The 26,098-nt window shown below is 41.4% G+C and carries 23 protein-coding genes and 5 riboswitches; of the genes, 18 read left to right on the forward strand and 5 right to left on the reverse strand.

Features of this window, described 5'->3' with window-relative positions; translation table 11 throughout:
* Positions 1 to 106: 106 nt before the first annotated feature.
* Genes galU (B3S93_RS11310) through B3S93_RS11325 form a run of 4 tightly spaced genes read right to left on the reverse strand, consistent with a single transcriptional unit; the run spans position 107 to position 5,756 of the window.
* The gene (gene galU, locus B3S93_RS11310) at positions 107 to 955 is read right to left on the reverse strand and encodes a UTP--glucose-1-phosphate uridylyltransferase GalU (RefSeq protein ID WP_292355545.1); all 849 of its coding nucleotides are present in this window, start codon (positions 953 to 955) and stop codon (positions 107 to 109) included.
* Between the two features lie 36 nt (positions 956 to 991).
* Positions 992 to 2,743 (reverse strand): sugar phosphorylase, encoded by a 1,752-nt coding sequence (locus B3S93_RS11315; RefSeq protein WP_292355547.1) that lies wholly within the window; start codon positions 2,741 to 2,743, stop codon positions 992 to 994.
* A gap of 8 nt (positions 2,744 to 2,751) precedes the next feature.
* Positions 2,752 to 3,975, reverse strand: coding sequence for a glycosyl transferase (locus B3S93_RS11320; RefSeq protein WP_292355549.1), 1,224 nt, complete (start codon positions 3,973 to 3,975; stop codon positions 2,752 to 2,754).
* A gap of 17 nt (positions 3,976 to 3,992) precedes the next feature.
* A complete protein-coding gene (locus B3S93_RS11325; RefSeq protein WP_292402184.1) occupies positions 3,993 to 5,756 on the reverse strand; it encodes an HAD-IIB family hydrolase in 1,764 nt (587 codons plus the stop codon).
* An 879-nt stretch (positions 5,757 to 6,635) separates the two neighbouring features.
* Here B3S93_RS11325 and B3S93_RS11330 point away from each other — a divergent pair.
* Together B3S93_RS11330 and B3S93_RS11335 are read left to right on the forward strand one after the other, a co-directional pair.
* The gene (locus tag B3S93_RS11330) at positions 6,636 to 7,001 is read left to right on the forward strand and encodes a hypothetical protein (protein WP_292402187.1); all 366 of its coding nucleotides are present in this window, start codon (positions 6,636 to 6,638) and stop codon (positions 6,999 to 7,001) included.
* A gap of 216 nt (positions 7,002 to 7,217) precedes the next feature.
* Positions 7,218 to 8,258 carry a PQQ-binding-like beta-propeller repeat protein gene (locus B3S93_RS11335; protein WP_292748841.1) on the forward strand — a complete coding sequence of 347 codons (1,041 nt, stop codon included), beginning with the start codon at positions 7,218 to 7,220 and terminating at the stop codon, positions 8,256 to 8,258.
* Between the two features lie 349 nt (positions 8,259 to 8,607).
* Here the strand turns inward: B3S93_RS11335 and galU (B3S93_RS11340) are convergent, their stop codons facing one another.
* Positions 8,608 to 9,465 carry a UTP--glucose-1-phosphate uridylyltransferase GalU gene (gene galU, locus B3S93_RS11340; RefSeq protein ID WP_292355556.1) on the reverse strand — a complete coding sequence of 286 codons (858 nt, stop codon included), beginning with the start codon at positions 9,463 to 9,465 and terminating at the stop codon, positions 8,608 to 8,610.
* 247 nt (positions 9,466 to 9,712) lie between these two features.
* Between galU (B3S93_RS11340) and galE the strand changes: the two genes are divergently transcribed.
* The 16 genes from galE to B3S93_RS11420 all read left to right on the forward strand — a co-directional run bounded on the left by galE (position 9,713) and on the right by B3S93_RS11420 (position 26,009).
* Positions 9,713 to 10,693 carry a UDP-glucose 4-epimerase GalE gene (galE, locus tag B3S93_RS11345; RefSeq protein ID WP_292402197.1) on the forward strand — a complete coding sequence of 327 codons (981 nt, stop codon included), beginning with the start codon at positions 9,713 to 9,715 and terminating at the stop codon, positions 10,691 to 10,693.
* 105 nt (positions 10,694 to 10,798) lie between these two features.
* Positions 10,799 to 10,948 carry a hypothetical protein gene (locus B3S93_RS11350; protein WP_292355559.1) on the forward strand — a complete coding sequence of 50 codons (150 nt, stop codon included), beginning with the start codon at positions 10,799 to 10,801 and terminating at the stop codon, positions 10,946 to 10,948.
* Positions 10,949 to 11,063: 115 nt separating this feature from the next.
* Entirely contained in the window at positions 11,064 to 11,213 is a 150-nt protein-coding gene (locus B3S93_RS11355) for a hypothetical protein (protein ID WP_292402199.1), read from the forward strand.
* Between the two features lie 26 nt (positions 11,214 to 11,239).
* Positions 11,240 to 12,640 (forward strand): mannose-1-phosphate guanylyltransferase/mannose-6-phosphate isomerase, encoded by a 1,401-nt coding sequence (locus tag B3S93_RS11360; RefSeq protein ID WP_292402202.1) that lies wholly within the window; start codon positions 11,240 to 11,242, stop codon positions 12,638 to 12,640.
* A gap of 28 nt (positions 12,641 to 12,668) precedes the next feature.
* Positions 12,669 to 14,072 carry an undecaprenyl-phosphate glucose phosphotransferase gene (locus B3S93_RS11365; RefSeq protein WP_292402207.1) on the forward strand — a complete coding sequence of 468 codons (1,404 nt, stop codon included), beginning with the start codon at positions 12,669 to 12,671 and terminating at the stop codon, positions 14,070 to 14,072.
* Positions 14,073 to 14,264: 192 nt separating this feature from the next.
* Positions 14,265 to 14,343, forward strand: a riboswitch (cyclic di-GMP riboswitch).
* A gap of 29 nt (positions 14,344 to 14,372) precedes the next feature.
* A complete protein-coding gene (locus B3S93_RS11370; protein WP_292402210.1) occupies positions 14,373 to 14,882 on the forward strand; it encodes a hypothetical protein in 510 nt (169 codons plus the stop codon).
* A 236-nt stretch (positions 14,883 to 15,118) separates the two neighbouring features.
* A riboswitch (cyclic di-GMP riboswitch) is annotated at positions 15,119 to 15,203 on the forward strand.
* Positions 15,204 to 15,231: 28 nt separating this feature from the next.
* Positions 15,232 to 15,756, forward strand: a complete 525-nt coding sequence (locus tag B3S93_RS11375; protein ID WP_292402212.1) for a hypothetical protein — start codon at positions 15,232 to 15,234, stop codon at positions 15,754 to 15,756.
* Positions 15,757 to 16,080: 324 nt separating this feature from the next.
* Positions 16,081 to 16,166: riboswitch (cyclic di-GMP riboswitch) on the forward strand.
* 28 nt (positions 16,167 to 16,194) lie between these two features.
* On the forward strand, positions 16,195 to 16,719 hold the full coding sequence (locus B3S93_RS11380; RefSeq protein WP_292402215.1) for a hypothetical protein: 525 nt from the start codon (positions 16,195 to 16,197) through the stop codon (positions 16,717 to 16,719).
* Positions 16,720 to 16,929: 210 nt separating this feature from the next.
* Positions 16,930 to 17,011, forward strand: a riboswitch (cyclic di-GMP riboswitch).
* 29 nt (positions 17,012 to 17,040) lie between these two features.
* Positions 17,041 to 17,559: a hypothetical protein gene (locus B3S93_RS11385; RefSeq protein ID WP_292355573.1), complete on the forward strand. Its 519-nt coding sequence runs from the start codon at positions 17,041 to 17,043 to the stop codon at positions 17,557 to 17,559.
* Between the two features lie 155 nt (positions 17,560 to 17,714).
* Positions 17,715 to 17,793: riboswitch (cyclic di-GMP riboswitch) on the forward strand.
* A gap of 42 nt (positions 17,794 to 17,835) precedes the next feature.
* On the forward strand, positions 17,836 to 18,339 hold the full coding sequence (locus tag B3S93_RS11390; protein ID WP_292402218.1) for a hypothetical protein: 504 nt from the start codon (positions 17,836 to 17,838) through the stop codon (positions 18,337 to 18,339).
* Between the two features lie 122 nt (positions 18,340 to 18,461).
* Positions 18,462 to 19,013 carry a polysaccharide biosynthesis/export family protein gene (locus B3S93_RS11395; protein WP_292402220.1) on the forward strand — a complete coding sequence of 184 codons (552 nt, stop codon included), beginning with the start codon at positions 18,462 to 18,464 and terminating at the stop codon, positions 19,011 to 19,013.
* 39 nt (positions 19,014 to 19,052) lie between these two features.
* Positions 19,053 to 20,237, forward strand: coding sequence for a hypothetical protein (locus B3S93_RS11400; protein ID WP_292402224.1), 1,185 nt, complete (start codon positions 19,053 to 19,055; stop codon positions 20,235 to 20,237).
* A gap of 15 nt (positions 20,238 to 20,252) precedes the next feature.
* On the forward strand, positions 20,253 to 22,016 hold the full coding sequence (locus tag B3S93_RS11405) for a GumC family protein (protein WP_292402226.1): 1,764 nt from the start codon (positions 20,253 to 20,255) through the stop codon (positions 22,014 to 22,016).
* 34 nt (positions 22,017 to 22,050) lie between these two features.
* On the forward strand, positions 22,051 to 22,887 hold the full coding sequence (locus B3S93_RS11410; RefSeq protein WP_292402229.1) for a polysaccharide biosynthesis tyrosine autokinase: 837 nt from the start codon (positions 22,051 to 22,053) through the stop codon (positions 22,885 to 22,887).
* 72 nt (positions 22,888 to 22,959) lie between these two features.
* Positions 22,960 to 23,781 carry an ExeA family protein gene (locus tag B3S93_RS11415; protein ID WP_292402232.1) on the forward strand — a complete coding sequence of 274 codons (822 nt, stop codon included), beginning with the start codon at positions 22,960 to 22,962 and terminating at the stop codon, positions 23,779 to 23,781.
* Positions 23,782 to 24,164: 383 nt separating this feature from the next.
* A complete protein-coding gene (locus B3S93_RS11420; protein WP_292402235.1) occupies positions 24,165 to 26,009 on the forward strand; it encodes a right-handed parallel beta-helix repeat-containing protein in 1,845 nt (614 codons plus the stop codon).
* The last annotated feature ends 89 nt before the right edge of the window (positions 26,010 to 26,098 follow it).

Below are 26,098 nucleotides of genomic sequence, written 5' to 3' on the forward strand. Positions count from 1 at the left end.
CCTCGTGCCTTGATTGACGCTTTTTCAGCTCACAACAGAGGCGGAGATGAAAGATCAACAAGCCCTGGGCCGCTGGCTAAAAACAGCGGCCTAGTTTACTAATTAATTACGAACCATACTGCTTATTAAAGTAATAATTGGTAGCTTCAACATAACCGGCGATGCTGCCGCAATCAAAACGGTGTCCTTTAAATTTAACTGCCAGGACCGGTTTATCCTGCGCCATGGCCCGAATAGCATCGGTTATTTGCACTTCACCGTTAGCACCTGGGGGCGTTTTACGTAAATAATCGAAAATATCTGGAGTCAGAACATAACGGCCGATAATCGCCAGATTACTGGGCGCATCTTCAGGTTTTGGTTTTTCTACCATATCGGTAATGCGATATACATCCGGTTCAATTTCATCGCCTGAAATCACACCGTAGCTACCTGTTGCCTCGGCCGGAACTTCTTCAATTGCCACAATGGAACACTGGTGTTTCTGAAACAGATCAACCAGTTGGCCCAATGCCCGTTTGCCACCTGATTCTGGTGTTGCACATAGGTCATCTGCCAACAAGACTGCGAAAGCTTCATTACCGATAATTGGTTCACCGGTCAAAATGGCATGGCCCAACCCCAACATCGCGCGTTGACGCATAAAAATAAAATCACAGGAATCCATCACATTACGAATGTCATCCAGATGTGATTCTTTACTGGTTCCCTGAATCTGATGTTCAAGTTCAAAGCTGGTATCAAAGTGATCTGCAATAGCTCTTTTACCTCGCCCAGTAATAAATCCCATACTGCGCAGGCCAGCCTCCATCGCTTCTTCAACACCATATTGAATTAATGGTTTATCAACTATGGGCAGCATTTCTTTAGGCATTGCCTTGGTTGCAGGCAAAAAACGTGTCCCATATCCGGCGACGGGAAACAGACATTTACGGATAGAAACGTTTGCTGTCATGAATAATAATCCTTATGTTTTATTAGGTGGCATAAATCAGCGATTACTCAACCATACGCACTGATAAGGCGTTAGCTGAATTTCACTTTGCCAGGAGTCAGTTGCACGACCACTGATGAGATCATGCCATTCATCTGTCGCAACCAGATTGAGATCGGCAACGCGTAATGTTTGTGGCTGATCACTGATATTAAATATACAGAAGATGCTTTGATGACGATCAATACTTTGTCGCCAGAAGCCAAATAATGTATCACCGAGTTGCAAGGTAAATTGCGTTGCATTGGGATGAAAAGCTGGCTGCTCCATACGCAGCTTAATCAGTTCGGTCATTTTATGATAAATCTGATAATGGTTATTGGCGGTATGCGTTAATGCTGCACGAATGGCCGCATCATCCCATTGATGACGGTTAATGGCGCGGTTATGTTGATGTTGTTCAAGTCGTTTGTAGTCGTTTCCTGTGGCTAGCAGGCTATGAATATAGATTCCGGGAATACCTTCCAGAGCGAGCATAATCGCATGGGCACAGATAAACCGTTCTTGTTGCCATTTATCAGGACCTTTAACGGTTCCTTGTAGTGCATCAAATAGCGCAATATTTATTTCATAAGGTTTCTTGATATTGTTTTCAGCCGCGCGCCAGGAGATTTCCCCCCCGAACCCCTGCATAGTGGAAATCAATGAGGCTATTTCACTATCGGTCAATAAACCCTCGGCGGGTCTTAAACCAATGCCATCATGTGATGCAATAAAGTTAAAATAGGCTGTGCCGTTTTGAGCCGGCGGCATACTCATTAACCATTGACGTAAATAACTGCAATTTCCGGTTAAAAGTGTATTCAATAAAAGCGGTGGTAACGAAAAGTTATAAATCCAGTGTGCTTCATTGGCATTACCGAAATAACTGAGGTTTTCCCGATTTGGGATATTGGTTTCCGTGATAATGACGGCATCACTTTTAGCCTGTTCGATCAGTAAACGTAATAGCCTGACCAATTCATGTGTCTGGGGCAAATTAAGACAATTGGTCCCAGCCTGTTTCCATAAAAAAGCCACAGCATCCAGACGAAACAGACAGATCCCCTGATCCAGATAAAACCGAATAATCTTTACAAAGGTTTTGAGTACCTCGGTGTTACGAAAATCAAAATCCACTTGCTCATGACTGAAAGTGCACCAGACATTTTTAATCCCGTCTGCAGTCTCAGTCTCTCTCAACAACGGCGAGGTACGTGGACGAACCACTGAAGAAATAGGGGTATCAGACTCACAGGTATAAAAATAATCATGGCCCTCACCATGCCCGGCAATAAAGTTCTTAAACCACTGACTGCTGCTTGAACCATGATTAATGACCAGATCCGCCATCAATCGATAATCTTTGGCGATAGCCTTGATATCTTCCCAGTCACCCAACTCGGGATTTACCTGGAAAAAATCCTTAACTGCAAAACCATCGTCACTGCAAAAAGGAAAAAACGGCAGGATATGCACACTATTAATGTAGCCAGCAAAATAATCATCCAGAAACCGCTTGAGTGTCTGCAAGGGCGGTTCATCATTCTTCAATATGCTATTACCATAGGTAATCATAGTGATATCAGAGGCATGCCATTTATTCTGATGCGGTTGTGGCGCTGGTGCATCTGGATTTACCCGCATAGTAGCCAGTAATTCATGTGCTAAAGAGGCTAGTACTTTGGGTTCAATAAAATCGCCATACACCTTGTTCAGGTGATAAAGCACATTTTGGAAAACTGCCGGGCGTTCAGATGTTTGTGTCATAACCATTCTTATGCAGAAAATTCCTGATAGTCTTCTTCAACGGCTTGATAAATTCGCTCGAAGATATCCGGTAAGGCACTTTGCACACGATTCCAGCTAGGAATAAATGGCGTCTCCATCGGGTTGTCCAGAAAAGCCTGACCAGCATCCATGATGTTACGGGCAAACATTTCCACAGAGGCTTCTTCCTGATGAATATCAAATTGCAAACCGTTCATCACCGCATCATTTCGATAGGTTTCCACGAAATCCAGAGCAATCCGATAATAGGTCGCTTTAATACTGCGGAAATGCTCGGGACTGAATACGGTGCCTTTGGTCGCGAGTTTTCGAAATAATGCCTTGGAAATATCTATCGACATTTTCGACAAACCGCTGTGTTGATCATCGGATGAGAGATCCTGATGTTTGTGATCGTAAATATCAGCAATATCCACCTGACATAGACGGTTGTTCGCATAATTACGGTGCATTTCTGATAGCACGCCAATTTCCAGACCCCAGTCGCTGGGAATACGAATATCGTTTAATACATCACGGCGAAACGAAAACTCACCGGCCAATGAATAGCGAAAACTGTCCATGTAATCCAGATAATCACTTGGTCCCATGACCGATTTGAGAGCACGTAACAGGGGGGTAATTAATAGACGATTCACCCGGCCATTCATTTTCCCGCCGGCGACCCGCGCATAATAACCTTTACAGAACTCATAATTAAACATGGGATTGGCAACAGGATAAATCAGTCGAGCCAACAGTTCGGTACTGTAGGTGGTAATGTCGCAATCATGCAGGGCAATTGATTCTGCTTTTCCAGAAGCTAAAATATAACCCATGCAATACCAGACATTACGCCCCTTACCGGCCTGATGAGGGGCAAGATTCAGGGCCTGTAACTCTGCATCAATAGCACTTAACCGTGGTCCATCGTGCCACATGATTCGATGATGTTGTGGGAGATCCGCGAAAAAGCTCAACGCATGTTTATACTCATCAGCACTGGCTCTATCCAGTCCAATCACAATTTCTGATAAATATGGCACTGTTTTCAATTGTTGAACAATTGCTGGAAGCGCCTCTCCCTGCAGTTCTGAAAATAATGAGGGTAGCAATAATCCCATTGGACGCTGTTGACTGAAATGTACAAGATCCTGCTCTAAATCAGCCAGATGACGATGCGTAAGATTATGTAATGTTGTGATAATACCGTTCTGATGAAAATCTGCCATGTGAGCCTCTTGTGATTTTAATGCACTATTGCTGTGCTTATATGGAGCTGCTTCAAGACTTGTTGTACGCCTTCAGCCCAACCTCTTGGGCCGCAATGTGTTGCCTTCATAACATCATGATGGCGAGTTAATTTGGGTAATGAATTTACCGGTGAAGGGATCAAGAGGGCCATGTCGGCTGTTTCCAGCATGGCCACATCATTTTGACTGTCTCCAATCGCCAGGCTGGTAAAGCGTTTATCCGGGCAAAAATGTTCGTAAACCTGTTTAAGCCATTCGATAGCACGACCTTTGTCGCACTGACCAGAAACGTGTAAAAAGCGGCCACCGATTAATACCTGGGCGCCCCGTTTACGGACTTCTTCAATAAATTGTTTTTGTTTACCGGGATTGCCATGCCAGGCCAGCGCTTCGCCATATTGTCTTCTGGCAGCACGCGCAGCTGCATGAACATCCAGGCCGGTCATGGCAATGATGCCATCTATACCTGCCTGCGCAAATGTAGTGAAATCATCACTAAATAAAGGTTTCACTGATTTGATAATCGACTGCCAATGTGCGCGGGGCTGAACAAATTCTTTTACCCAATATTGACCACTTGTTTTGGTATCGGCTGGTTGCTCAGGAAAATAATCAACCGGAATAAAAATAGCGGCGCCATTTTCACAGATAAAAGGATGAGGGTTATCCAGAGAAACATTTATCTGTTCAATTTCCGACTGGGTTTTGCTACTGACCGGAATCAGCGGGATTTGTAACTGTTTGAGATTTTGTAACACGGGATCCGCCTCATCATGCCGGTAGTTATGATGATCCAGAAGACTGCCATCCAAATCAGTAAAAACCAGTAAGGATGCTTTGGGGCAGGTAACTGAAGGAGGCGATTTTTTCGGACGTTTCAAGGCCACAATTTCTCTTTCCATATTGAGTTCAAAAACATAATCCATTTGCTCCGGTAAAGTTTCCAGACAATGTTGAGTGATACGTTGGTAATACTGAATAAAACGCGAAATATCCTCAGCAGTCATAATTTTGTTGCTTACTGTAGCTGCTGTTTGTTGCAGTTTTTCTTCCTGTTCCAGTCGCCAGTTATAAACGCAATCAAAATTAGGGGCCTTAAGCATGATCCAGCTATCAACGCGCTGAAAAAGGGCAGGGTAGTCCTGTTCCAGCTTTTGATTCACATAACGTCGCCAATAGGCATCTGGATCATCATTATGTTCCAAAGCATTTACCGGCAGCGTTAACAATTCATCCGATTGTGGACAGGCCCCCATGCACCAGCCTTCCAGAATAATAAACTTGGGCGCAGCCTCTAATACCGGCCATTGTTCTACAGGAAATCGATCATCATGCGCTTTATCAAACCGTGGAATCGCAATGTTTTTTCTTTCCGAGAGCAATTTATCGAGGGTCGTCAATGCCAGTTCAATATCATGTGTTCCCGGCACCCCACGAGTCGCTAATAAAGGATGAACTGAATTCGCTAAATCAATGCGTTGCTGATGGGTGAGATAAAAGTCATCGAGAGAGAGGGCAATGGCAGTCTGATGGTGTTTAGTGATGAGTAACTGCACCAGACATTCGGCTAAGGTACTTTTTCCGGACCCTTGCGCACCATGAATGCCGATGATTATAGGGCGCTTCGCTCTTTTTTGGTGCAATATAAAATCATCAGTAATGTCTGAAAACCAGTGATCAATCTGTTGAGCATATTTAGCTGAGAGCTGATGCGCGCTCAGGAAATTCTGAATGTTTGTAGAGGGATTGACCATCACCATTGCCTGTTCCAATCGATATTAAATCAGCCTGACGCAAGTTTCATACCGGGATAGTGAAAAACTCCATTCACACTAGGGCCTGTTGCTCTTTCATAGCCACCTCTGTTATGACTGAAAATGTGCCAATTAAGTCGCGAGCAGAGCATTTTGTGAGATACATCCATGTATCTCACCCTTTTGGGGCTTGAGCCCAAAAACACTCCCGGCGTTTTTATGGTCATTCTAAATAAACGCAGAGTGGTGCATTTTCAGCCTCAACCCTAACGATAAAGCCATCTTGATGAACTAAAGCCGAAGGCTAAGATAAATGTAAACTTCCTAGATCAGATGATTGTTATGAAGAATTATTAGAAGTTTTTCCACAAAGACAGCTTTGAGTGGAAAAATTTACTTGGTTTTGTGATGAAACATTTTAAAACCATTAAAACTTTAGAGAATAACAAAAGGGCAAAAAAAAAGGGTAAACCCGAAGGTTTACCCAAAGCTCAGCACGCAGCGAGAGAGAACGAACATGCACTGAAGAAAACTACAATTGTGTTATTGCATGAAGGATGCCAAGATTGTAGTTACAATAAAAACAATGACTTATGAATTTATCAAAAAATTTAAGTCCATTTTTCGCACCACAAAACAGCAGTCGTGCACCTCAGCAGCGCATCTCCAGGGCTGTAGATCTTTTCTAACCACGTTGTACAAAATTAAACTCCAGAAAAAGTATCTCTGAAAGATCAACTGACCCAAGTGCTCAACAAAGGAATTTTTCCTGACTCATTGTTGGTCAATACTAGGGCTTGTTTGTCTTTCATCTCGGCCAGCAGTGGTGGTTATGAAAGATAAACAAGCCCTAATACGTTTGAGTAACAAAGCGAGTTTGTCCGAATGAATCGAATCAGTGTTTATCTCTTTTTAATGGTTTCATCGCCAGTCATTGCTGCCGATATGCAAAACTCTCAAAGTCTGATCAAAGATTGTTATCAGGAGTGGCAAAGTCGTGGCTGGACATTAGGTGAAGATCGTCGACCCGCTGACAGTGTAGCCGGCTTCCGTGATGGAATTATGCGAATTTGTGAAGTCCGAACAGAACTCTTTCTGGAGGATCAAGAGATTTCTCCCTATATTCAGGGAGGTCTTCGAGAACTGGCACCATACGTTTTTACCGCCACTAAAGAAGACATGAAGCAACGTATTCTGCAGGTGAAGGATCGAACTGGTTATCCAATCGGATCAGACCGTTTATCCGAATAACAAGCCCTAGAGCATAGGCTATAATCTTTTAATTAATCCAAAACGCTAGCCATTTAGTGGTTGAAGTGTTGGTATGGTTACTCATAATTTTTAATTCAAGAACACTGAACAATGCGCCGAACCTTTTTTTCAAACGTTTCATTACCTTTCATTGGGCTATGCCTATTGTTTATCCTGTCAGCGTGTTCGGAAAAAACGGAAACCGAATCTTCAGCCATGTTCAGAGCTGATATACAGCGCAGCGGAAATTTCCAAACGACAGGACCACAGACAAAACCCGAAATTCTCTGGCGTTATCATGCAGAAGTAGGTGCCTCATCCTCGCCAGTCAGTAGCGGTAACCTGATATTTTCCGGACGTTTTGATGGCTTGATGCTGGCGTTGAATAATCAGACGGGCGAAGAAAAATGGCGATTTGTCACTCAGGCGGGGATCTTTTCAACACCGGCCGTTGCTGAGGAACAAATCATATTTGGAAGTGATGATAAGAATATCTATGCCCTCAATAAATACAGCGGCAGTTTCCTGTGGGCTTTTGAAACACAGGATAAGGTGTTTGCTTCTCCTTTAATTACCAACGACCTAGTGCTTGTTGGCAGCCTGGATCATTTCTTTTATGCCATCGACAAGCATAGTGGCGAATTGAAATGGCGCATTAAAACCGGCGGTCATGTTGATTCGTCAGCGGCAAGACATGGCGATACGCTTTATTTCGGTAGTGATGATGGTCTGTTATATGCCGTATCCATGGACGGGGAGGTGCTATGGACTCTGGATACCGGTGCTCCGATTGATGCTTCTCCAGTGATCGCTAGCGATGACAACATGCTCTATGTTGGCAACGATGCCGGGGTGTTGTTTGCTGTTGATCTTGAAACAGGTCAGTCGGTATGGAACTTTGAATCGGGTTCACGACTATTTGCCTCAGCCGCTTTGAAAGATCAGCAAATCATCTTCGCTGCCACTGATGGCCGGGTGTTCGCCTTGAATAAAGAAAGTGGTGAACCATTCTGGCAATTTGATGCTCAGGCAACGGTCTTTTCATCGCCAGCTATCGCAGGTGACCAAGTCTATATTGGTGCAATGGATGGATATCTTTATGCGCTTGATATAAATAACGGTGAGCAAAAATGGCGTCTAGATTCAGGATGGGCCATATTTGCATCACCGTTTGTAGATAATGGAATACTTTATATAAGCAGTGATGATGGAGATTTATTAGGGCTTATTGAGCCTTCATCTCCGCCTCTGTTGTGACTGAAAATGCACCAATCAAGGCGCGAGGAGAGCAGTTTGTGAGATACATCCATGTATCTCACCCCTTTGGGGCTTACGCTCAAAAACGTTTATCTCCATGGATGGAGTGTATGCAATAGCAATGTCTGGAACATTGCTTGTCCCGGCGTTTTTGTAGTCATTCTAAATAAACGACGAGCAACACTGAGTGATGCATTTTCAGCCCCAACGCGAAGGGCTGGGGCTATTTTTCCGCCCAACTTCGTTGAAAATGATTTATGTAGAACAACTACATCAAATCATTTCCGCCTTGTTGAACAAAAAAATAGCCGCCAGCAGTGGTGGCTCTGAAAGATAAACAGACCCTACCTTACGCTGATTTATTCAAATGCTCATGTTCGTAGTAATAATTGGTGGCTTCAACAAAACCTTCTACGCTGCCACAATCAAAACGTTGACCTTTGAATTTTACGGCTAATACTAGACGGTCCTGTGCCAGCAAGCGCAAGGCATCCGTTATTTGAACTTCACCATTGGTGCCGGGTTTGGTTTTACGCAGATATTCAAAAATCTCCGGCGTCAGAATATAGCGTCCGATAATCGCCAGATTGCTGGGGGCCTCTTCAGGTTTGGGTTTTTCAACCATGTCTTTAATTTGATAAATACCCGGAGCGATTTCATCACCGGAAATGACACCATAGCTATGGGTTTCATCAGCAGGGACTTCCTCAATCGCGACGATGCTGCACTGATAACGTTCATATAACGCAACCAATTGACTCAATGCACGTTCACCACCTTCCGTTGGTTTGGCGCATAAATCGTCAGCCAGAATAACTGCAAATGGTTCATTGCCAATCATCGGTTCGCCGGTAAGGATGGCATGACCCAAACCTAACATTTCCCGTTGGCGCATAAATACAAATTCACAGTTATCCATCAGATAACGAATATCATCGAGAAATTTTTCTTTTGAGGTGCCTTTAATTTGATGTTCCAGTTCAAAACTGGTGTCGAAATGATCAGCAATGGCTCGTTTACCACGGCCAGTTATAAAACCAATTTGTGAAATGCCTGCCTCCATGGCTTCTTCAACACCATATTGAATCAAAGGCTTACTGACAATGGGTAACATTTCTTTGGGCATTGCTTTCGTTGCAGGAAGAAATCGTGTGCCATAACCTGCCGCAGGGAATAAACATTTTCTTATAAGACTTTTTACAGCCATTGACGAGATCCTTATCAAACTGTTGTGGAAAAAAGAGATGACGTTAAGCTAAAGTAATTGCCTGTGAAGTTCAAGAACTCCATAGTTAAACAACATTAGATAAGTCATAGTTGGACTGATATATTGTAAAGGTTAAACATTACTATTTAGTTTCGCTCAAAAAAATCCTTTTTAAAGTTCGGGCAAAGAGGTCTATGAATTCTGCCTAGGTGGATTTCAATGTTTTTGGGTGCAACAAGGAATAAAAATGAAAGTTTTAGTACTGGGCGGTGCAGGTTACATTGGATCGCATATTTGCAAGGCATTGGCCTTGATGAATCATCAAACGCTGGTATTAGATAACCTTAGCACTGGTCATCGAGAAGCGGTTCGCTGGAGTCAATTCATTGAAGCCGATATTCTGGATGCCGAAGCATTGCTCAGTATTTTGCAGGATGAAGGACCATTTGATCTGATAATGCATTTTTGTGCCAAGTCACTGGTTGGTGAATCAGTACAAAATCCGGCGTTATATTACCGAAATAATGTTGCTGGTACCTTAAACCTGTTGGATGCAATGGTAGCAACCGGACACGATAAACTTGTGTTCTCGTCTACTGCCGCCGTATTTGGCATGCCTGAGCAAGAATTAATAGATGAGCAGCACTCCCGTATGCCGATAAATCCTTATGGCCAATCAAAGAAAATGATTGAGGATGTGTTGGGGGATTATCATCATGCATATGGTATAAAGTCTGTGGCATTACGCTATTTTAATGCCTGTGGCGCAGATCCAGACGGCGAAATCGGCGAACGTCATGAACCTGAAACACATTTAATTCCTAATATTCTTAAATCTGCCATTGCCGGCAAAGCATCAACATTAAAAGTGTTTGGTGATAATTATCCAACACCTGATGGCACCTGCATTCGGGATTATATTCATGTAAACGATTTGGCTTCAGCCCATATTCTGGCAGGAGAATATTTACAACAGCATGATGGTGCCTTTGCTTTCAATCTGGGCAATGGTAATGGCTTTAGTGTTCTGCAAGTAATTGAAGCAGCCAAGCAAGTAGTTCAGCACGATATCGCTTTTACGATTGAACCCCCAAGAGCTGGCGATCCATCAGTTCTGGTAGCAGATTCATCAGTGGCAAGAAAAGCTCTGGGATGGCAGCCTGCATTTACGGACATTGAATCAATTATCGAAACAGCATGGGCTTGGCATCAAAATGAAAGATTTTAGGGTCTTTTTATCTTTCATAGCCACCTCTGTTGTGACTGAAAATACACCACTCAAGGCGCGAGGAGAGCAGTTTAGTGACTCTAAATAAACGACGAGCAACGAAGAGTGGTGTATTTTCAGCCTCAACCCGAAGGGCTGGGACTATTTTTCCGTCCCACTGCGTTGGAAATGATTTATGTAGAACAACTACATCGCATCATTTCCGCCTTGTTGGACAAAAAAACAGCCTCCAGCAGTGGTGGCTATGAAAGATAAAAAGACCCTAGAATTGTTTATTTTTCATAGCCACCTCTGTTGTGACTGAAAATGTACCAATCAAGGCGCGAGGAGAGCAGTTTAGTGACTCTAAATAAACGACGAGCAACGAAGAGTGGTGCATTTTCAGCCTCAACCCAAAGGGCTGGGACTATTTTTCCGTCCCACTGCGTTGGAAATGACTTATGTAGAACAACTGCATCGCATCATTTCCGCCTTGTTGGACAAAAAAATAGCCTCCAGCAGCGGTGGCTATGAAAGATAAACAAATCCTTGTGAGGAAGACTTGAGATGATTCCAGTAATTTTATCCGGTGGTTCCGGAAGCCGTTTATGGCCATTATCACGAAAAAATAAGCCTAAACAGTTTTTGACCTTGTTTAACGATTCATCGATGTTTCAAAGCACGCTTACTCGTTTAAATGGCTTGGATTCTCTGGAAGCTCCGTTAATTGTTTGCAATAACGAGCATCGTTTTATGGTAGCTGAACAGCTTCAGGAGATTGGTCTGGATGCTAAAGGCATTATTCTTGAACCCTGTGCTCGTAATACCGCTCCAGCGATTGCTCTGGCAGCATTAAAGGCCATGGATAACGGCGAAGATCCGTTACTGTTAATATTAGCTGCAGATCATCTTATTTCGGATGTCACTGCTTTTCATAAGGCTATTGAACAAGCACAAATACTGGCTGAACAAGATAAACTGGTTACTTTTGGTATTCAGCCACAATCTGCTCACACCGGCTATGGCTATATTGAAGCAGAAGAAAAGTCGAAACCCAGTTCAGTAAAACGTTTTATCGAAAAACCGGATTTGGCTACAGCAGAGTCCTACCTGTCTGCCGGAAACTTTTTCTGGAACAGTGGAATGTTTTTGTTTAAAGCCTCCGCATATATTAAAGAGCTCGCACGCTTTTCGCCTGAGATGTTGTCTTCCTGTAAACAATCCCTTGAAAAAGCGGTTATCGATCTTGATTTTGTCCGTGTTGATCCCGAGCTTTTTGAGCAAAGTCCGAGTGACTCAATTGATTACGCGGTTATGGAAAAAACCGATAAAGCTATGGTTGTTCCACTCGATGCGGGCTGGAGTGATGTCGGTTCATGGTCTTCTTTATGGGAAGCTTTCACCCGTGATGCTGATCAGAATGTGTTGATCGGCGATGTTCTGGTTGAAAATGTTCATAACGCCTATATTCATAGCGAAAATCGTCTGGTGACGGTGTTAGGCCTGGACGATGTGATTGTTGTTGAAACACATGATGCTGTCATGGTGGCGCATAAAGATCAGGCACAAAAAGTTAAAACAATCGTTGAAGAACTGACCCGACAAAACCGTAAAGAAGTTATAACCCATCGTAAATGTTATCGCCCATGGGGTAATTACGACTCTGTTGATATGGGTGACCGATTTCAAGTGAAGCGCATATTGGTGAACCCGGGCGCATCTTTGTCATTGCAAATGCATTACCATCGTGCTGAACACTGGGTAGTGGTAAGTGGAACCGCTGAAGTCACACGGGATGATGAGGTCATGTTACTGGGCGAAAACGAATCAACATTTATTCCTCTTGGAAGTGTGCATCGTTTACGTAATCCTGGACGAGTCCCTTTGGAAATCATTGAGGTACAATCCGGCGCCTACCTTGAAGAAGATGACATTATCAGGCTTCAAGATACCTATAACCGTAAATAACAGAATAAGAGATGGCCTAAGGACAATTATGGCGCAAGGAAAAATCAGACATTACGACTCAAAAATTAATGCTATTTCAAGGCTAATTGATAGTGCCATTATATTAGTAACCTTTCTGGCTTTAATGGATTTGTTTGCTATTGAATGGCAACCAAAGCATGTCTGGTCTTTATTATTTTCAATTATTCTTTTTCACTTCTTTGCCGAATCACAGGATGCCTATCGTTCATGGCGCGGGACGTATCTAAGGGACGAGGTTACTGCAGTATTATTTTCCTGGGGTACGAGTATCGCGGTATTGGTGGCTATCGAACTGATTGTCATTAATGAACAAACCTATGCAACACCTTTCATATTAATCTGGATAATCGCTACACCTATCGAGTTGATTTCCTGGCATGCCATCGTTCGAATGGTGCTTGGAATAATGCGATCCAAGGGGTTAAATACCCGACGCGTGGCTATTGTAGGAGCGACGAAGCTTGGTTATCGACTGGAAAAATCCTTTGATGAAATGGAATGGACAGGTTACCGTTTCAGTGGTTTCTACGATGATCGTAAACCTGCCCCAAATCGTCGTTTAGAAGAAAATGCAGCGACTGTCCTTGGCAGTATCGAAGACTTAATAAGAGATTGCCGTACAGGAAAAATCGACATTGTCTTTATTACATTATCTTTGGCAGCTGAAGCCCGTATTCGTTTGATTACTGAAAAGCTTGCTGATACTACCGCTTCGGTTTATTTGGTACCCGATTTGTTTACTTTTAATCTGCTTAACTCCAGATGGGTGGATTATCAGGGAATAACGGCAATCAGCATTTATGAGACACCCTTTGCCGGTATTGATAGTGCAATCAAACGCATTGAAGATATTGTTTTGAGTTTTTTGATACTGTGTCTGATAGCCATTCCGATGTTATTGATAGCCATTGGCATTAAAGCGACTTCCAAAGGTCCTGTGTTTTTTAAACAGACACGTTATGGAATGGATGGTGAAAAAATAAAAGTCTGGAAGTTTCGTACCATGACAGTTGCTGAAGATGGGGATAAGGTCATTCAAGCCCAAAAGAACGATCAAAGGGTCACACATTTTGGCAAAATTTTACGAAGAACTTCACTTGATGAATTACCACAATTCTTCAATTCGTTAGGCGGTTCTATGTCAATCGTTGGCCCAAGGCCACATGCTGTAGCGCACAATGAAGAATATAGAGCGAAAATCCAAGGGTATATGCTTCGGCATAAGGTTAAGCCGGGTATTACCGGTCTTGCCCAGATAAATGGTTTTCGTGGAGAGACGGATACGCTGGATAAAATGGAAGGGCGTATCAAATATGATCTACAGTATATTCAAACCTGGACATTGCTTCTTGATCTGAAAATTATTTTATTAACGATCACTAGAGGTTTTGTTGGAAAGGATGTATATTAATGTCCAGAGTTAAATTTTCGGTATGACATCGCTGTCTAGCCAACAAAAAATTTAAACTCGTTCCTAAGATTAAAACTCACTTGCAATTCCTTTGACTGAGTTATCTATCAACACGATAGGTAATGCGCATATCAGAAATGTCGGCTGAGAGAAACATCTGGGAGTCAATCATTTCGGGTTCAATGTTGTTCCCGACAATCTAGCCTAACTTACCGTGAGGTGAGGTCGGAAAGCCATGGGTCTTTAAAGTTAAGATCGCCAGGTTGCATTGTTTCATTTTTTCATCAAAAGGAAAAAATTATGAAAAAATCAATGCTATTTTTTGCAGCCTTGTTGTTCTCGATTAACGTCAATGCAGCTACCTTATCGTTAACAGGTACTGGTTCTATTGGAGCAACCCAAAACGTCGATCTAAACAATAACAGCACTGTGCTTGCTGGTGGTTTTGTTGCTGCTCGCGGCCTTTGGAGTTCAGCTTTTAATGCAACTACAGATGCTGATACACCCGTAGTTATTGAATGGTCATTCAACCCTACTACTAGCCTTGGTTCCGCCCAACTTGCTTTTGGTGAAGTTGGTGGCCCATTACAAATGTTTAATATTAGTAGTGACTTTATTTTCAATGCTTCCATGACAGCTGGTACGACATATCTTGTTGCTATTTTGAACGCAACCTCAAATATATTGAAGTATGACCTGTCAATTTCACCATCAGCTGTTCCGATTCCAGCTGCATTGTGGTTAATGGCTCCAGCATTAATGGGTTTTTTCGGCTTACGTCGTAGAGCACTTAAATCTGCTACAGCTTAATTTTAAACGTATTGAATTCCTGCTTACTTGAGGAAAGGAGCTTTGTTCCTTTCCTTAAATTGCAAAACCATTGTAAACACTGTGAATCAATTCACATTTGATTAAAGATTTGAGTTAATCCAGCTAAATTTTGTGTTGCAGGGCTCATTATTTGTAACAAATTAACAGTATTGTTCAACCGTCACTTGAGAGCTGTTTCTAAGTGGCTTTATTTGTTGGGAACGGAAATGGTTCCTATTTTAAATCGCCAAACTTGTCGTGAGGCAAGGTCGGAAAGCCACGGGTCTTCAGGTATTATTTGAAGATGGCTGGGTTGCATTGCTTAATTTTTCAATTAAAGGAAATTACGATGAAAAATGCGATGCTATTTTGTATAGCTTTATTGTTCTCAGTTAGTGCTAATGCGGCTACATTGAGTTTATCAACTGTCGGATCAAATGGTGCGACTCAAGAAATCAGTTTAAATAACAACAGCACTGTGCTTGCTGGTGGTACTGTTGCTAATTCAGGTTCTTGGGAATCATTGTTTGATGTTACAACTGATGTTGATACTCCTGTAAGAGTTGAGTGGTCATTTAATCCTTCAACAAGCTTGGATTCAGCTCAATTGGCTTTTGGTCTGGTTTCTGGCCCTGGTGGTAATTATGTTGGTTTTCCAACTATTTTTAATATCACTGGTGACTTTATCTTTACTGCCATTTTGACTGCAGGTTCATATTTTGCAGTAGATATTCTTAATGCCACTTCAGGTATTTTGAAATATGACCTGTCAATCTCTGCAGTACCAGTACCAGCTGCATTGTGGTTGTTTGCACCAGCACTGTTAGGCTTCTTCGGTATACGCCGTCAAGCACGGAAAACAGTGGTTGCATAACACAAAATGAGTTAACAATATTGTTAGTTTTAAGAAAAGGGAGCTTCGGCTCCCTTTTTTTTTGCAGTTATGTACTTGATTCAGTTAGCTATTATTCACAGCATGAAGTGGGACAACCAATAGAATATTGTTATAAAGTTCATTAAATATGGATATTGTGAGAAAAAGAAAATCAGCTATAATCAGCCTGAAATATTTAATTTTTTTGCAATAAATTTGTCACTAGTACCATAGTACAATTTCAATCATGCAAATGAAGTAGTAGTGTTTAATCATCACCGAGATATTTCTTGGAGATAAAAAGTTCAGAGACAATGTTGTTTCTGTTTTTGTTGCCAAACTTACCGTGAGGTAAGGTCGGAAAGCCACGGATCTTCTGGCTGGGTTTTGAAGATGGCCGGGTTGCATTGCTTAATTTTTCAATTAAAGGAAATTATTATGAAAAATGCGATGCTATTTTGTATAGCTTTATTGTTCTCAGTTGGTGCTAATGCCGCTACACTGACATTATCAACAGTTGGTTCTTCAGGTGCTACTCAAAGTATTGATCTGAATAACAACAGTACAGTTCTTGCTGGTGGTACTGTTGCTAATTCAGGAGTTTGGGAATCATTGTTTGATGTTACTACTGATGTTGATACACCAGTAAAAGTGGAGTGGTCATTTAACCCAACTAACAGCTTGAGTAATGCTCAATTGGCCTTTGGTCTGTTGACTGGACCTGGTGGTGGTTATGTTGGTGCGCCAACTATTTTTAACATCACTGGTGATTTTATCTTTACTGCTATTTTGACAGCGGGATCATTCTTTGGTGTTGATATTTTTAATGCCACATCAGATGTTCTGAAATACGACCTGTCAATTTCTGCAGTACCAGTACCAGCTGCATTATGGTTATTTGCTCCAGCATTGATGGGCTTTTTCGGTTTACGTCGTAAAGCACTGAAAACAGCTGCTGCATAGTAACAAATGAGTTAACAATATTGTTGGTTCAAGGAAAGGGGGCTTCGGCTCCCTTTTCTTTGTGGGGCTCAATATCATCAAAAGACTCTAAAGTTTTGCATCTGCGATTTACCTACATGATTTGAAAAATCCACAAAAACTGTTAGTCTGTAACTGAACTTTCACGAATATAAGAAAGTCTCAATTTTAGAAACAATTCTGTTTCTATCTTCAATATAAAGCCAAACTTGTCGTGAGGCAGGGTCGGAAAGCTACGGATCTTTAATTGACTAAAGATGGCCGGGCTGCATTGCTTATTTTTTCACTTAGAAGGAAATTGCTATGAAAAAAGCGATGCTATTATGTATAGCCTTTTTATTCTCTGCTGGTGCAAACTCAGCAACTCTTAATTTAACAGCTGAGGGCTCAAATGGGGCATCCCAACAGCAAGTCACCTTAAATAAGAACAATGTTGTTTTAGGTGGTGGTGTTGTTGAAAGCTCCAGATCAAATTGGAGTTCAATGTTTAACGTCACAGCAGATACAAATACTGCTGTTGATGTTGAATGGTCATTTAACCCAGTGAGAAATCTGGTTTCTGCTACTGTAGCAATTTTTGCATTAGATGGTAGTTTTACAGAAACGTACGATATAACGGGCGATTTTACTTTTTCGGCCATATTGTCAGCAGGTAAAACTTACGGTTTGGATATTTTAGATGCTACATCACATGCATTAAAATACGATGTGTCAGTTACCTCATTATCAGAAGTGCCTGTACCAGCCGCATTATTTTTATTCGCTCCCGCCTTATTAGGATTGATTGGATTGCGTCGTAGAGCCAAGATGACTGCAGGCTAAAACGGGTAGGAGAAAGAAAAAGGGAGCTTGAAGCTCCCTTTTTTATATATTTTTTGTCAGAAAAGACTCTGTACAAACTGAATAAAAAACGTTACGGTTAAATTAACTTCCTTAAAAAGCTGGGAAGTTTTCACAATGGAAAGGATTTCTTCTTTCCTATCAATAGCCAAACCTGTTGTGAGGCGGGGGCGGAAAGCCACGGGTCTTACCCTGTAAGATCGCCGGGTTGCATTGCTTAACTGAATCTATAAATCAAACCCCTTAAAGGAGCGACTTATGAAAAAAGCGATGCTTTTCTTTATGACGTTATTTTTCTCAATTAGTGCAAATGCAGCAACCTTAAATTTGACCACCGCCGGATCATCAGGTGCTACGCAAGAAGTTAGCTTAAATAACAACGATGTTGTATTAGGTCACGGAACGGTAGATGAGCCAAACACCAACTGGTCATCATTTTTTGATCTATCTACAGATCAAAATACACCCGTTAAAATTGTATGGTCATTTAATCCAGAAGCAAATCTAAGTTCAGCTACCGTATCGTTATTTGAGATGGGTGGTGCTGTTATTGATCAGTTTAATCTCATCTCAGATTACTCATTTACCGCCACGCTTATGACTGGTATAAACTATGGTTTGGATATCTTTAGTGCTTCTTCTGATGAGCTGAAATATGATGTTTCAGTATCGGCTGTGCCTATTCCAGCAGCGCTTTTTCTCTTCGCACCTGCCTTATTAGGCCTATTGGGACTGCGTTTACGTGCTAAATCAAAAGCGTAAAACTGATTAATTCAACAATAATACCCAGTTAAAATAAGGGAGCAGAAATGCTCCCTTTTTTTATGCTTAAATAACGTGTTATCATCCGAAGCGAATGTAAATTATAAACATGGAGAAGAATAATGAATAAATTGGTAAATGCAGTGTTGCTATTAGCGACACTTTCGATTGGAACAGTTGTTCATGCTTCAGAACCCTACACACTTAATGCAGGTGACATGTTAAGCATTTCAGTTTGGAATGAAGATGCTTTGCAGAAAGAGGTCGTTATTCTTCCCGATGGTACTATTTCGTTTCCATTAGCTGGCCAAATAAACGCCAAAGATAAAACAGTAGTTGATGTAGAAACTGAGCTTAAAGAAAAACTTTCAGAATATATCTCGGATCCAGTCGTTAACGTTACCGTCAATCAGGTTTCAGGTAACACCATTCATATCCTCGGCAAAGTTCTAACCCCTGGCTCCTTTGGAATGAGTCAACCGCTTGACGCAATGCAGGCTTTAAGTTTAGCTGGTGGGCTCACTACTTATGCGAAAGAAAATGACATTATCATTTTGCGTAGAGATGGAATGAAACAGCAAATTATTCCTGTCTATTATGCTGATATTAAACAAGGTAAATCACTTGAATCTAACGTGCTGCTTGAAAGCGGTGATGTCATTATTATTCCTTAATTTACGGATAATAATGATCGACACCAAGATGGAGTCAGCATGAAAATTAACATTATTACGGCGGTTTTAACTGCAACTTTATTTCAATCACCTTTTGCCAACGCAGCCGAATATATTATTGGTGCCGATTTTTCGCCAACGTTTAGTTATGATGATAATGTTGAATTACGTGAAGAAGAAGAGGGTAGTTTTGTTACCAAAATTACCCCTACTTTATTGTTATCACGTTCAGTTGAAAATGGTTCAATTGCACTGAATACCGGCTATAGGGTAGAAAGGTATGCCAGTTTAAGCGAGCTTGATCGTCAGGATCCATTTGCAAATTTTTCGACTAGCTATAATACAGAACGAAGTAATTACGGATTGAATGCGGGTTATTCTGAAAGAGCACAACGTTCAATCGCTGATGAAGATACCGGTGATTTTTCGTCTAATGCGACGGTAACATCAAAATCACTAGCACCAAGCTACCAATATCAATTTACAGAACGTGATTTTGCTTATACCAGTTTAAATTACAGTGAACGTACATATGATACCGGCGGTTTTAGTGATAATGAATCCATATCGTTAACAGGTGGCTGGCGCAGAAATCTTTCAGAACGTTTGACTGGCGGTCTGGCAATGACATATTCAGAGTACGAATCTGAATCCGAAAGAATCGAGTCTCAATATGACAGTTATAATTTAAGTGTCACTAGTACATACATGATGAGTGAACGCTGGTCGTTTTCAGGACAGGTAGGATACCGTACTACGGAAAGTGAAACACAATCGCTTCTTGGTGGGCCTAACCAAACTGACCGTAGTGCAGGATCATTATTTGATTTTACTGCTAATTATCTCGGCGAACTGAATACGTTAACCTTTTCGTTGTCTCGTTCTCTTAATCCTTCCGGTGAAGGTGTGGTAAATGAAACGGACCGACTATCCTTTACTTGGATCAGAAATATTGCAGAAACCTTGTCGTTTTCTGTGAATACCGCCTACCAGGAAACAAGTTCTGCTGATGATCTCACCAATACAGATAGAGAGTTTTTTACTTTTTCGCCATCGCTCAACTGGCAACTCCAGAGAAATCTTGCCCTGAAGATGGGGTATCAGTATCGCCAACAAAAAGGCACCAGTTTTGGTGGCTTTAATACAACTGGTGACAAAGTCGACAGTAATATGGTTTTCCTCACGGTAAACTATGATTGGGATGGCCTGCGTTTATCGCGATAAATTTAAGAGTACATAATGGAAGAAGAAGTTAAAGGTCTACGGGATTATCTGGATATCCTGTGGAGGCGTAAATATTGGATTGTGATTCCAGCTATAGTTCTGATGATAGGCACAGTAGTATTCACATACTCACTTCCCGAGAGCTTTAAATCCCAGGGTTTGATTTTGATCGAATCTCAGGAAATCCCACAAGATTTGATTCGCACCACCGTGACCAGTTACGCGGATCAGCGTATTGAGGTTATCAAGCAACGACTTCTTACTACCAATCGGATTATGGAGGTGGTTGAAAAGCATAACCTTTACCCTGAACAAAGAAAACGCTCTCCCATTTCCGCGCCGATAGTGGAGTTATTTAAGAACAATGTCAGTGTGGATATCATTCAGGCAAATGTTACCGATCCCGCCAGTGGACGTGCTAAAAGAGCCAGCATCGCCTTTACAGTATCGTTTATGGATCAGTCACCACAAAAAGCACAACAAGTTGCTAACGAGCTGGTTACCGAGTTCTTAAATGAAAATGCCAGAGCAAGAACCGATCGAGCAGAGGACACCACCCAGTTTTTGAAACTGGAAGGTGACAGAATGCAGAAAGAAATTCAGCAAACCGAAAAAGAAATTGCTGAATTTCGTGATCAATACAGTGACAGCCTTCCTGATATGCTCGATTACAATCTGACTACGGTTCAGAATATCCAGGAAGAAATCTCGTCAATACAAAATCAGATCATGGTGTTGAGCGACCAAATGACCACCATGGGGTTACAGCTTTCGATGATTCCCAAGCAAGCCACTGGTACAATCAGCAATGCTTCAGGTCAACCCTCAGCATCTATGGTCGCGTTACAAGAGCTGCGCGCGCAATATCGTTCAATGCAAAGTAAATATTCAGCTAACCACCCTGATTTACAACGCGTAAAACGTGAGATAGATGCTCTTGAAGCGGAAGTTGGAGTTAATGCGTCTCCTCGTGAAGATGTAGAAATGCAATTGACTTCAGCCAGAAGTAATTTGCAAACACTTAAACAACGTTATTCTGCAGAGCATCCTGATGTTAAATCGGCTGAAGCAGAAATTACCCGCCTGGAACAGCGTTTAGCGGATCTCCCTGTAGAGAATACGAATACTGAAGCACCAACCGCCAGCGGCTCCACCAATCCAGTATATATAGAAGTCAGCGCCAAGATTGATGCAACAGAACGAGAGATTGGCCGTATGCGACAAAGGCAGGCAGAGCTGCGAGAGAAGCTGGCAGAGTATGAAAACCGTGTCTATCAGACTAATCAGGTACAGCGTGCTTACCGGGATCTGACCCGTGACCGTGAAAATAAATTGGCTAAGTATCAAGAGTTAAGAGCCAAACAATTAGAAGCAGAACTGGCACAAACACTCGAAACTGAAAACAAGGGTGAAAACTTTACCCTGATCGAACCGCCTCAAATTTCCAATACCGCTGAAAAGCCAAATCGCAAGAAACTTATAGTAATGGGATTTGCTGGATCAATTGGCGCAGGCGTTGGGCTTGGGCTCCTCGTTGAAATGTTATTTGGTGGCGTGCGTGGTTATACACAAATTTCAAGAATTGTCGGAAAACCACCGATTGTTGTCATCCCGCTTATTAAAACCGATCATGAAAAACGCCGTAAGAGACGAATCATTTATAGTTTGATCGTTTTAGGAATTATCCTTGGCCTAGGTGCTGTCATATTGTTTCATTTCTTTGTAATGAACCTAGAAGTATTATGGTTCAAAGTACTTAATAAGCTGAGCTTGCTGTAACAACAGTATCAACAATTAATACGGTAGTTTAATTATGGATAGAATTCAGAAAGCGCTTGAAAAAGCTAAACAGCGGCATGCTCAGAAACCTGAACCCATCAGAGTAGAACCAACTAAAGCGGAGAAGAGTGTTTCACAAGCCGAAGATCCACTGGCCGCGCCAATAGAGTCGATATCGTATTCTCAGACAAAAGTGGTGAACGTTCCAAATCAACATCTTGAGCGCAAACGAATCATTGCCGGTTTCTACAATAATCCGCAATCAGCCGTGTTCAGAATGTTACGGACCCAGGTACTGAAAAAAATGCGCAGTAATCGCTGGCAAACGCTGGCAGTGACCTCTCCAACTGCCGGTGAAGGTAAATCAGTTGTGGCTGCTAACCTTGCTATGGCAATTGCAATGGAGCTCAATCAAACCGTTTTGCTGGTAGATATGGACTTGCGTAATCCGAGTATCAGTAATTATTTTGGTCTCAATGCTCAGGTGGGTCTCAAAGATTATCTTTCAGGTGACTTAAAACTCTCAGAGGTTTTAATCAATCCGGGTATCAAACGATTGGTTATCTTACCGGGCGTCGGCAGAGCGGAAGATTCTGCTGAATTGCTTTCCAGCCCCAAAATGGCCAGTCTGGTAGCTGATATTAAATCTCAATATGATTCCCGGGTCATTATTTTTGATGTGCCGCCTGTTTTGCAAACCGATGATGTGTCACTCGCAGCAAGCTATTTTGACAGTACATTACTTGTCCTCGAGGATGGTAAAAATACTGAATCGAATATTACTAAATCTTTGCAGATGCTTGAAGGATCACACTTGCTAGGTACAGTGGTAAATAAATCCGCCAGCCCCCCTGAACATCAAAATTATTAATCTATGTATACAGAACACTTTGGTCTTACGCATAAGCCCTTTAACCTGGTACCCGATCCTCAGTTTCTCTATATGAGTCCCAATCATAAGAAAGCGCTCACCATGTTGGAATATGGTTTGATGAGTCATGCTGGGTTCACGGTGGTGACAGGCGAAATTGGCGCGGGTAAAACAACGCTTATACGGGCTTTGCTAGGAAAGATTGATGATGATTGTGTTATTGGCCTTATCAATAACACTCATGAATCATTTGGTGAGTTGATGGTCTGGGTGCTGGATTCGCTTGAAATAGAGTCTAGTGCTACAGATAATGCTGGCCGTTATCGGGATTATATTAACTTTGTGGTTGAGCAGCATGCTCAGGGGAGAAGGGTAGTATTAATTGTCGATGAAGCGCAAAACTTGTCGGTTCAGGCATTAGAAGAATTACGACTTTTATCCAATGTCAATATTGACTCGGATATCTTCCTGCAACTCGTATTAACCGGTCAGCCTGAATTAATCGAAAAACTGAACCGACCAGAACTTGTGCAATTTGCCCAGCGCATTGGGGTAGAGTTCCATCTTAAGGCGCTTAGCTATCCTGAAACACAAAATTACATTGAATACCGTTTGGAAGTAGCGGGAGCTAAACACAAAATTTTCAGCAATGAAGCCTGTGCCGTAATTTATTGTTATAGCGAGGGAATCCCCAGACGTATTAATAACCTGTGCGATTTTGCTTTGGTTTATGCCTTTGCTGATGATAAAAAAGAAATTGATGTCGCCCTAATACAAGATATGATGCGGGACAAAAAATCTTCTCGTATTGTGGAGGCCAAGGCTTCAGAGAACCCGGATGTAAAGCGCGTTAAAAGCTGGTTGTTAGAGCAGCATAATATTCAGATAGTCTGATCTTTTATCGGGAGTTTCTCACTTGTAGCCGAAATTATTTCTTTTTGTGATAAATATCACGATTAAGCTCTTACTAAATTATTAATATTCAACCATCTCCATAATAAAGGAGATGAAGCCATCGAAACAAAATCCTTTAAAAATCCTCTGCCCCCCAGAGGCTTTTTGGCCCGATCGAAAGGTCGGGTTTTTTTTGGAGCTTATCAATGGGTAAATTGGTCAACTGATAGTTACTGAAAGCAAGAATTTTTTGCTTACAAGCTCACAAGTTCTTGTTCAAAAATCAACCAATTGTGAATGTGTGAATTTGATCACCTTTATTTGTGTAGTATGTACATATTATTCGACACGTATCATCTATTTCATAAGGGGGGGCGATGATCATGAAAAAAACAATTTTTCTGTTTTCAATATTTTTAATCTCAACATTTAGTGCGTTTGCTCAAGCTAATAGTTTTTATGTTTGCGACACAAATGGTGATGATAGTGCTGATGGCCTAAGCGAACAAAGACCATTTAAGACATATGATCACGCAATTTGGAGTTTTAACAAACTTGAGGCTGGTGGAAAACTATTATTTTGTCGCGGAGGAAAATTTCCTGCGACTAAATTCGCACGTCTTTATAACTCTAATTGTACTGCTGAAAAGCCTTGCACTATTGGTGCATATGGTAATGCAGATCTTGAGCGTCCAGTAATAGGTGCTGATGGAATCCACGCTATTAATTTTGAAAACGGCGGGGCTGCTAAACCTGACGGTGGTTATAATGTTGAGAATCTAACAATAATGGCAGTATCAAAAAGTGGTGCTGGAATAAGGTTATTTAATGATGTGGATGATGTAACAATTTCGAACGTGCATATTGAAGGCTTTAATGTTGGTATTTATGCCGCCGGTAATAATGCGCCCCAAGAAGGAGCCGGTTCTAATGAAGCAAATGATCGGCTTGTAGTCAAAAATTCCAATGTCATCAATAATCGTAAAATTGGTTTTTTAGGTTCATGTAACGACTGTTTGATTGAGGGTAATAATTTTGAAGGTAACGGAACGCATCCAAGTTTAGACCATAACATTTATCTAACTGGTTCAAACAAACATAAAAAGGGTATAACTGTTCGAAATAATACCTTATACAGATCAGCCATTGTTGATGGAAAATGCCAAGGTGTATCTTTAGTTGGGCACGGTTTGCTTGAGAATATATTAATTGAAAATAATATCATTAAAGAAGATGTTGGGAAGGTTAGTGGGGGATGTTGGGGTATTAGTATTGACCCCGGTTATAATAAAGTAGATGAATCTTTTAAAAATATTGTTATAAGAAATAATAAATTAATAAACGTTGGTATGATTGGAATAGGGTGCGCATCTTGTGAAGGTGCAATCATTGAAAATAATGAGATTATTGACGAAGGGAACGTCCTCAGAGCGGGTGTAAAAGTTCCAGTTAGAGAGGAAAACTCTATTAAATCGTCAAATGTTTACATCAGAAATAATCGTGTTATCTTAAATAATGAATCTGCTGTAGGTATATCAATTGGTGGGGAGAATCCTATTGTAGTTAGGGGGAATGACATTTCACTACCCTCTACAACCACAAGCAAGACTTGCTTTGAGCGTTTTCTTGCTAATGTGACAACTGATGTATCACAAAATATTTGTTCGAATCACAACGGTGTTTCTATCAATGAGGATTCATTAAATTTAGATAGCGAAGTGGCAGATAATATAGTTTCCCCACCATCACAGGAAATTGATGTTCAAGATGTTAGCTTGCCAAGTATTCGTACACAAAATCCTGTTGTTCAAGAGGCGAATGTTACAAACGATACTTCTTATTCACGTCCCACAATAACTACCACAGAACAAGTTGAAGTTATTGATGATAATGCTTCGGTTTCTTTTGGTGAGGAATCAACTGTAACTAGCACGGGAAGTTCCCCAGCTGGAGACTCTGAAAGATTTAATTCACTAAATGATGATGTATCAGAAAATATTGCTAACATTACAGTTTCACATGAGCGCCAATTACTAATAACAGAACCTATTATTGAAGTGGTTCCTGAAAATGTGGAGATTAATGAAACTTCTAGCTACACCAGACCATTAGGTAATACTAACTCCATTACAGTTAAAGACGTTACAGAAGCTGCACGGTCAGATTATTCTGAAGTTGAAGTCACCCAGTGTCGAGCATACAGTGGCAGAAGATGTTTATTAAGATAACAAAAAATGATTAAGTTAGACTTTTATCATTAGTTCGGCTATAGCCAGTTGCAAACAAAGCAACTGGCTTCTTTTTCTAGTTACGATTC

The organism is Methylophaga sp. UBA3613, assembly GCF_002375415.1.
Lineage (GTDB): Bacteria > Pseudomonadota > Gammaproteobacteria > Nitrosococcales > Methylophagaceae > Methylophaga.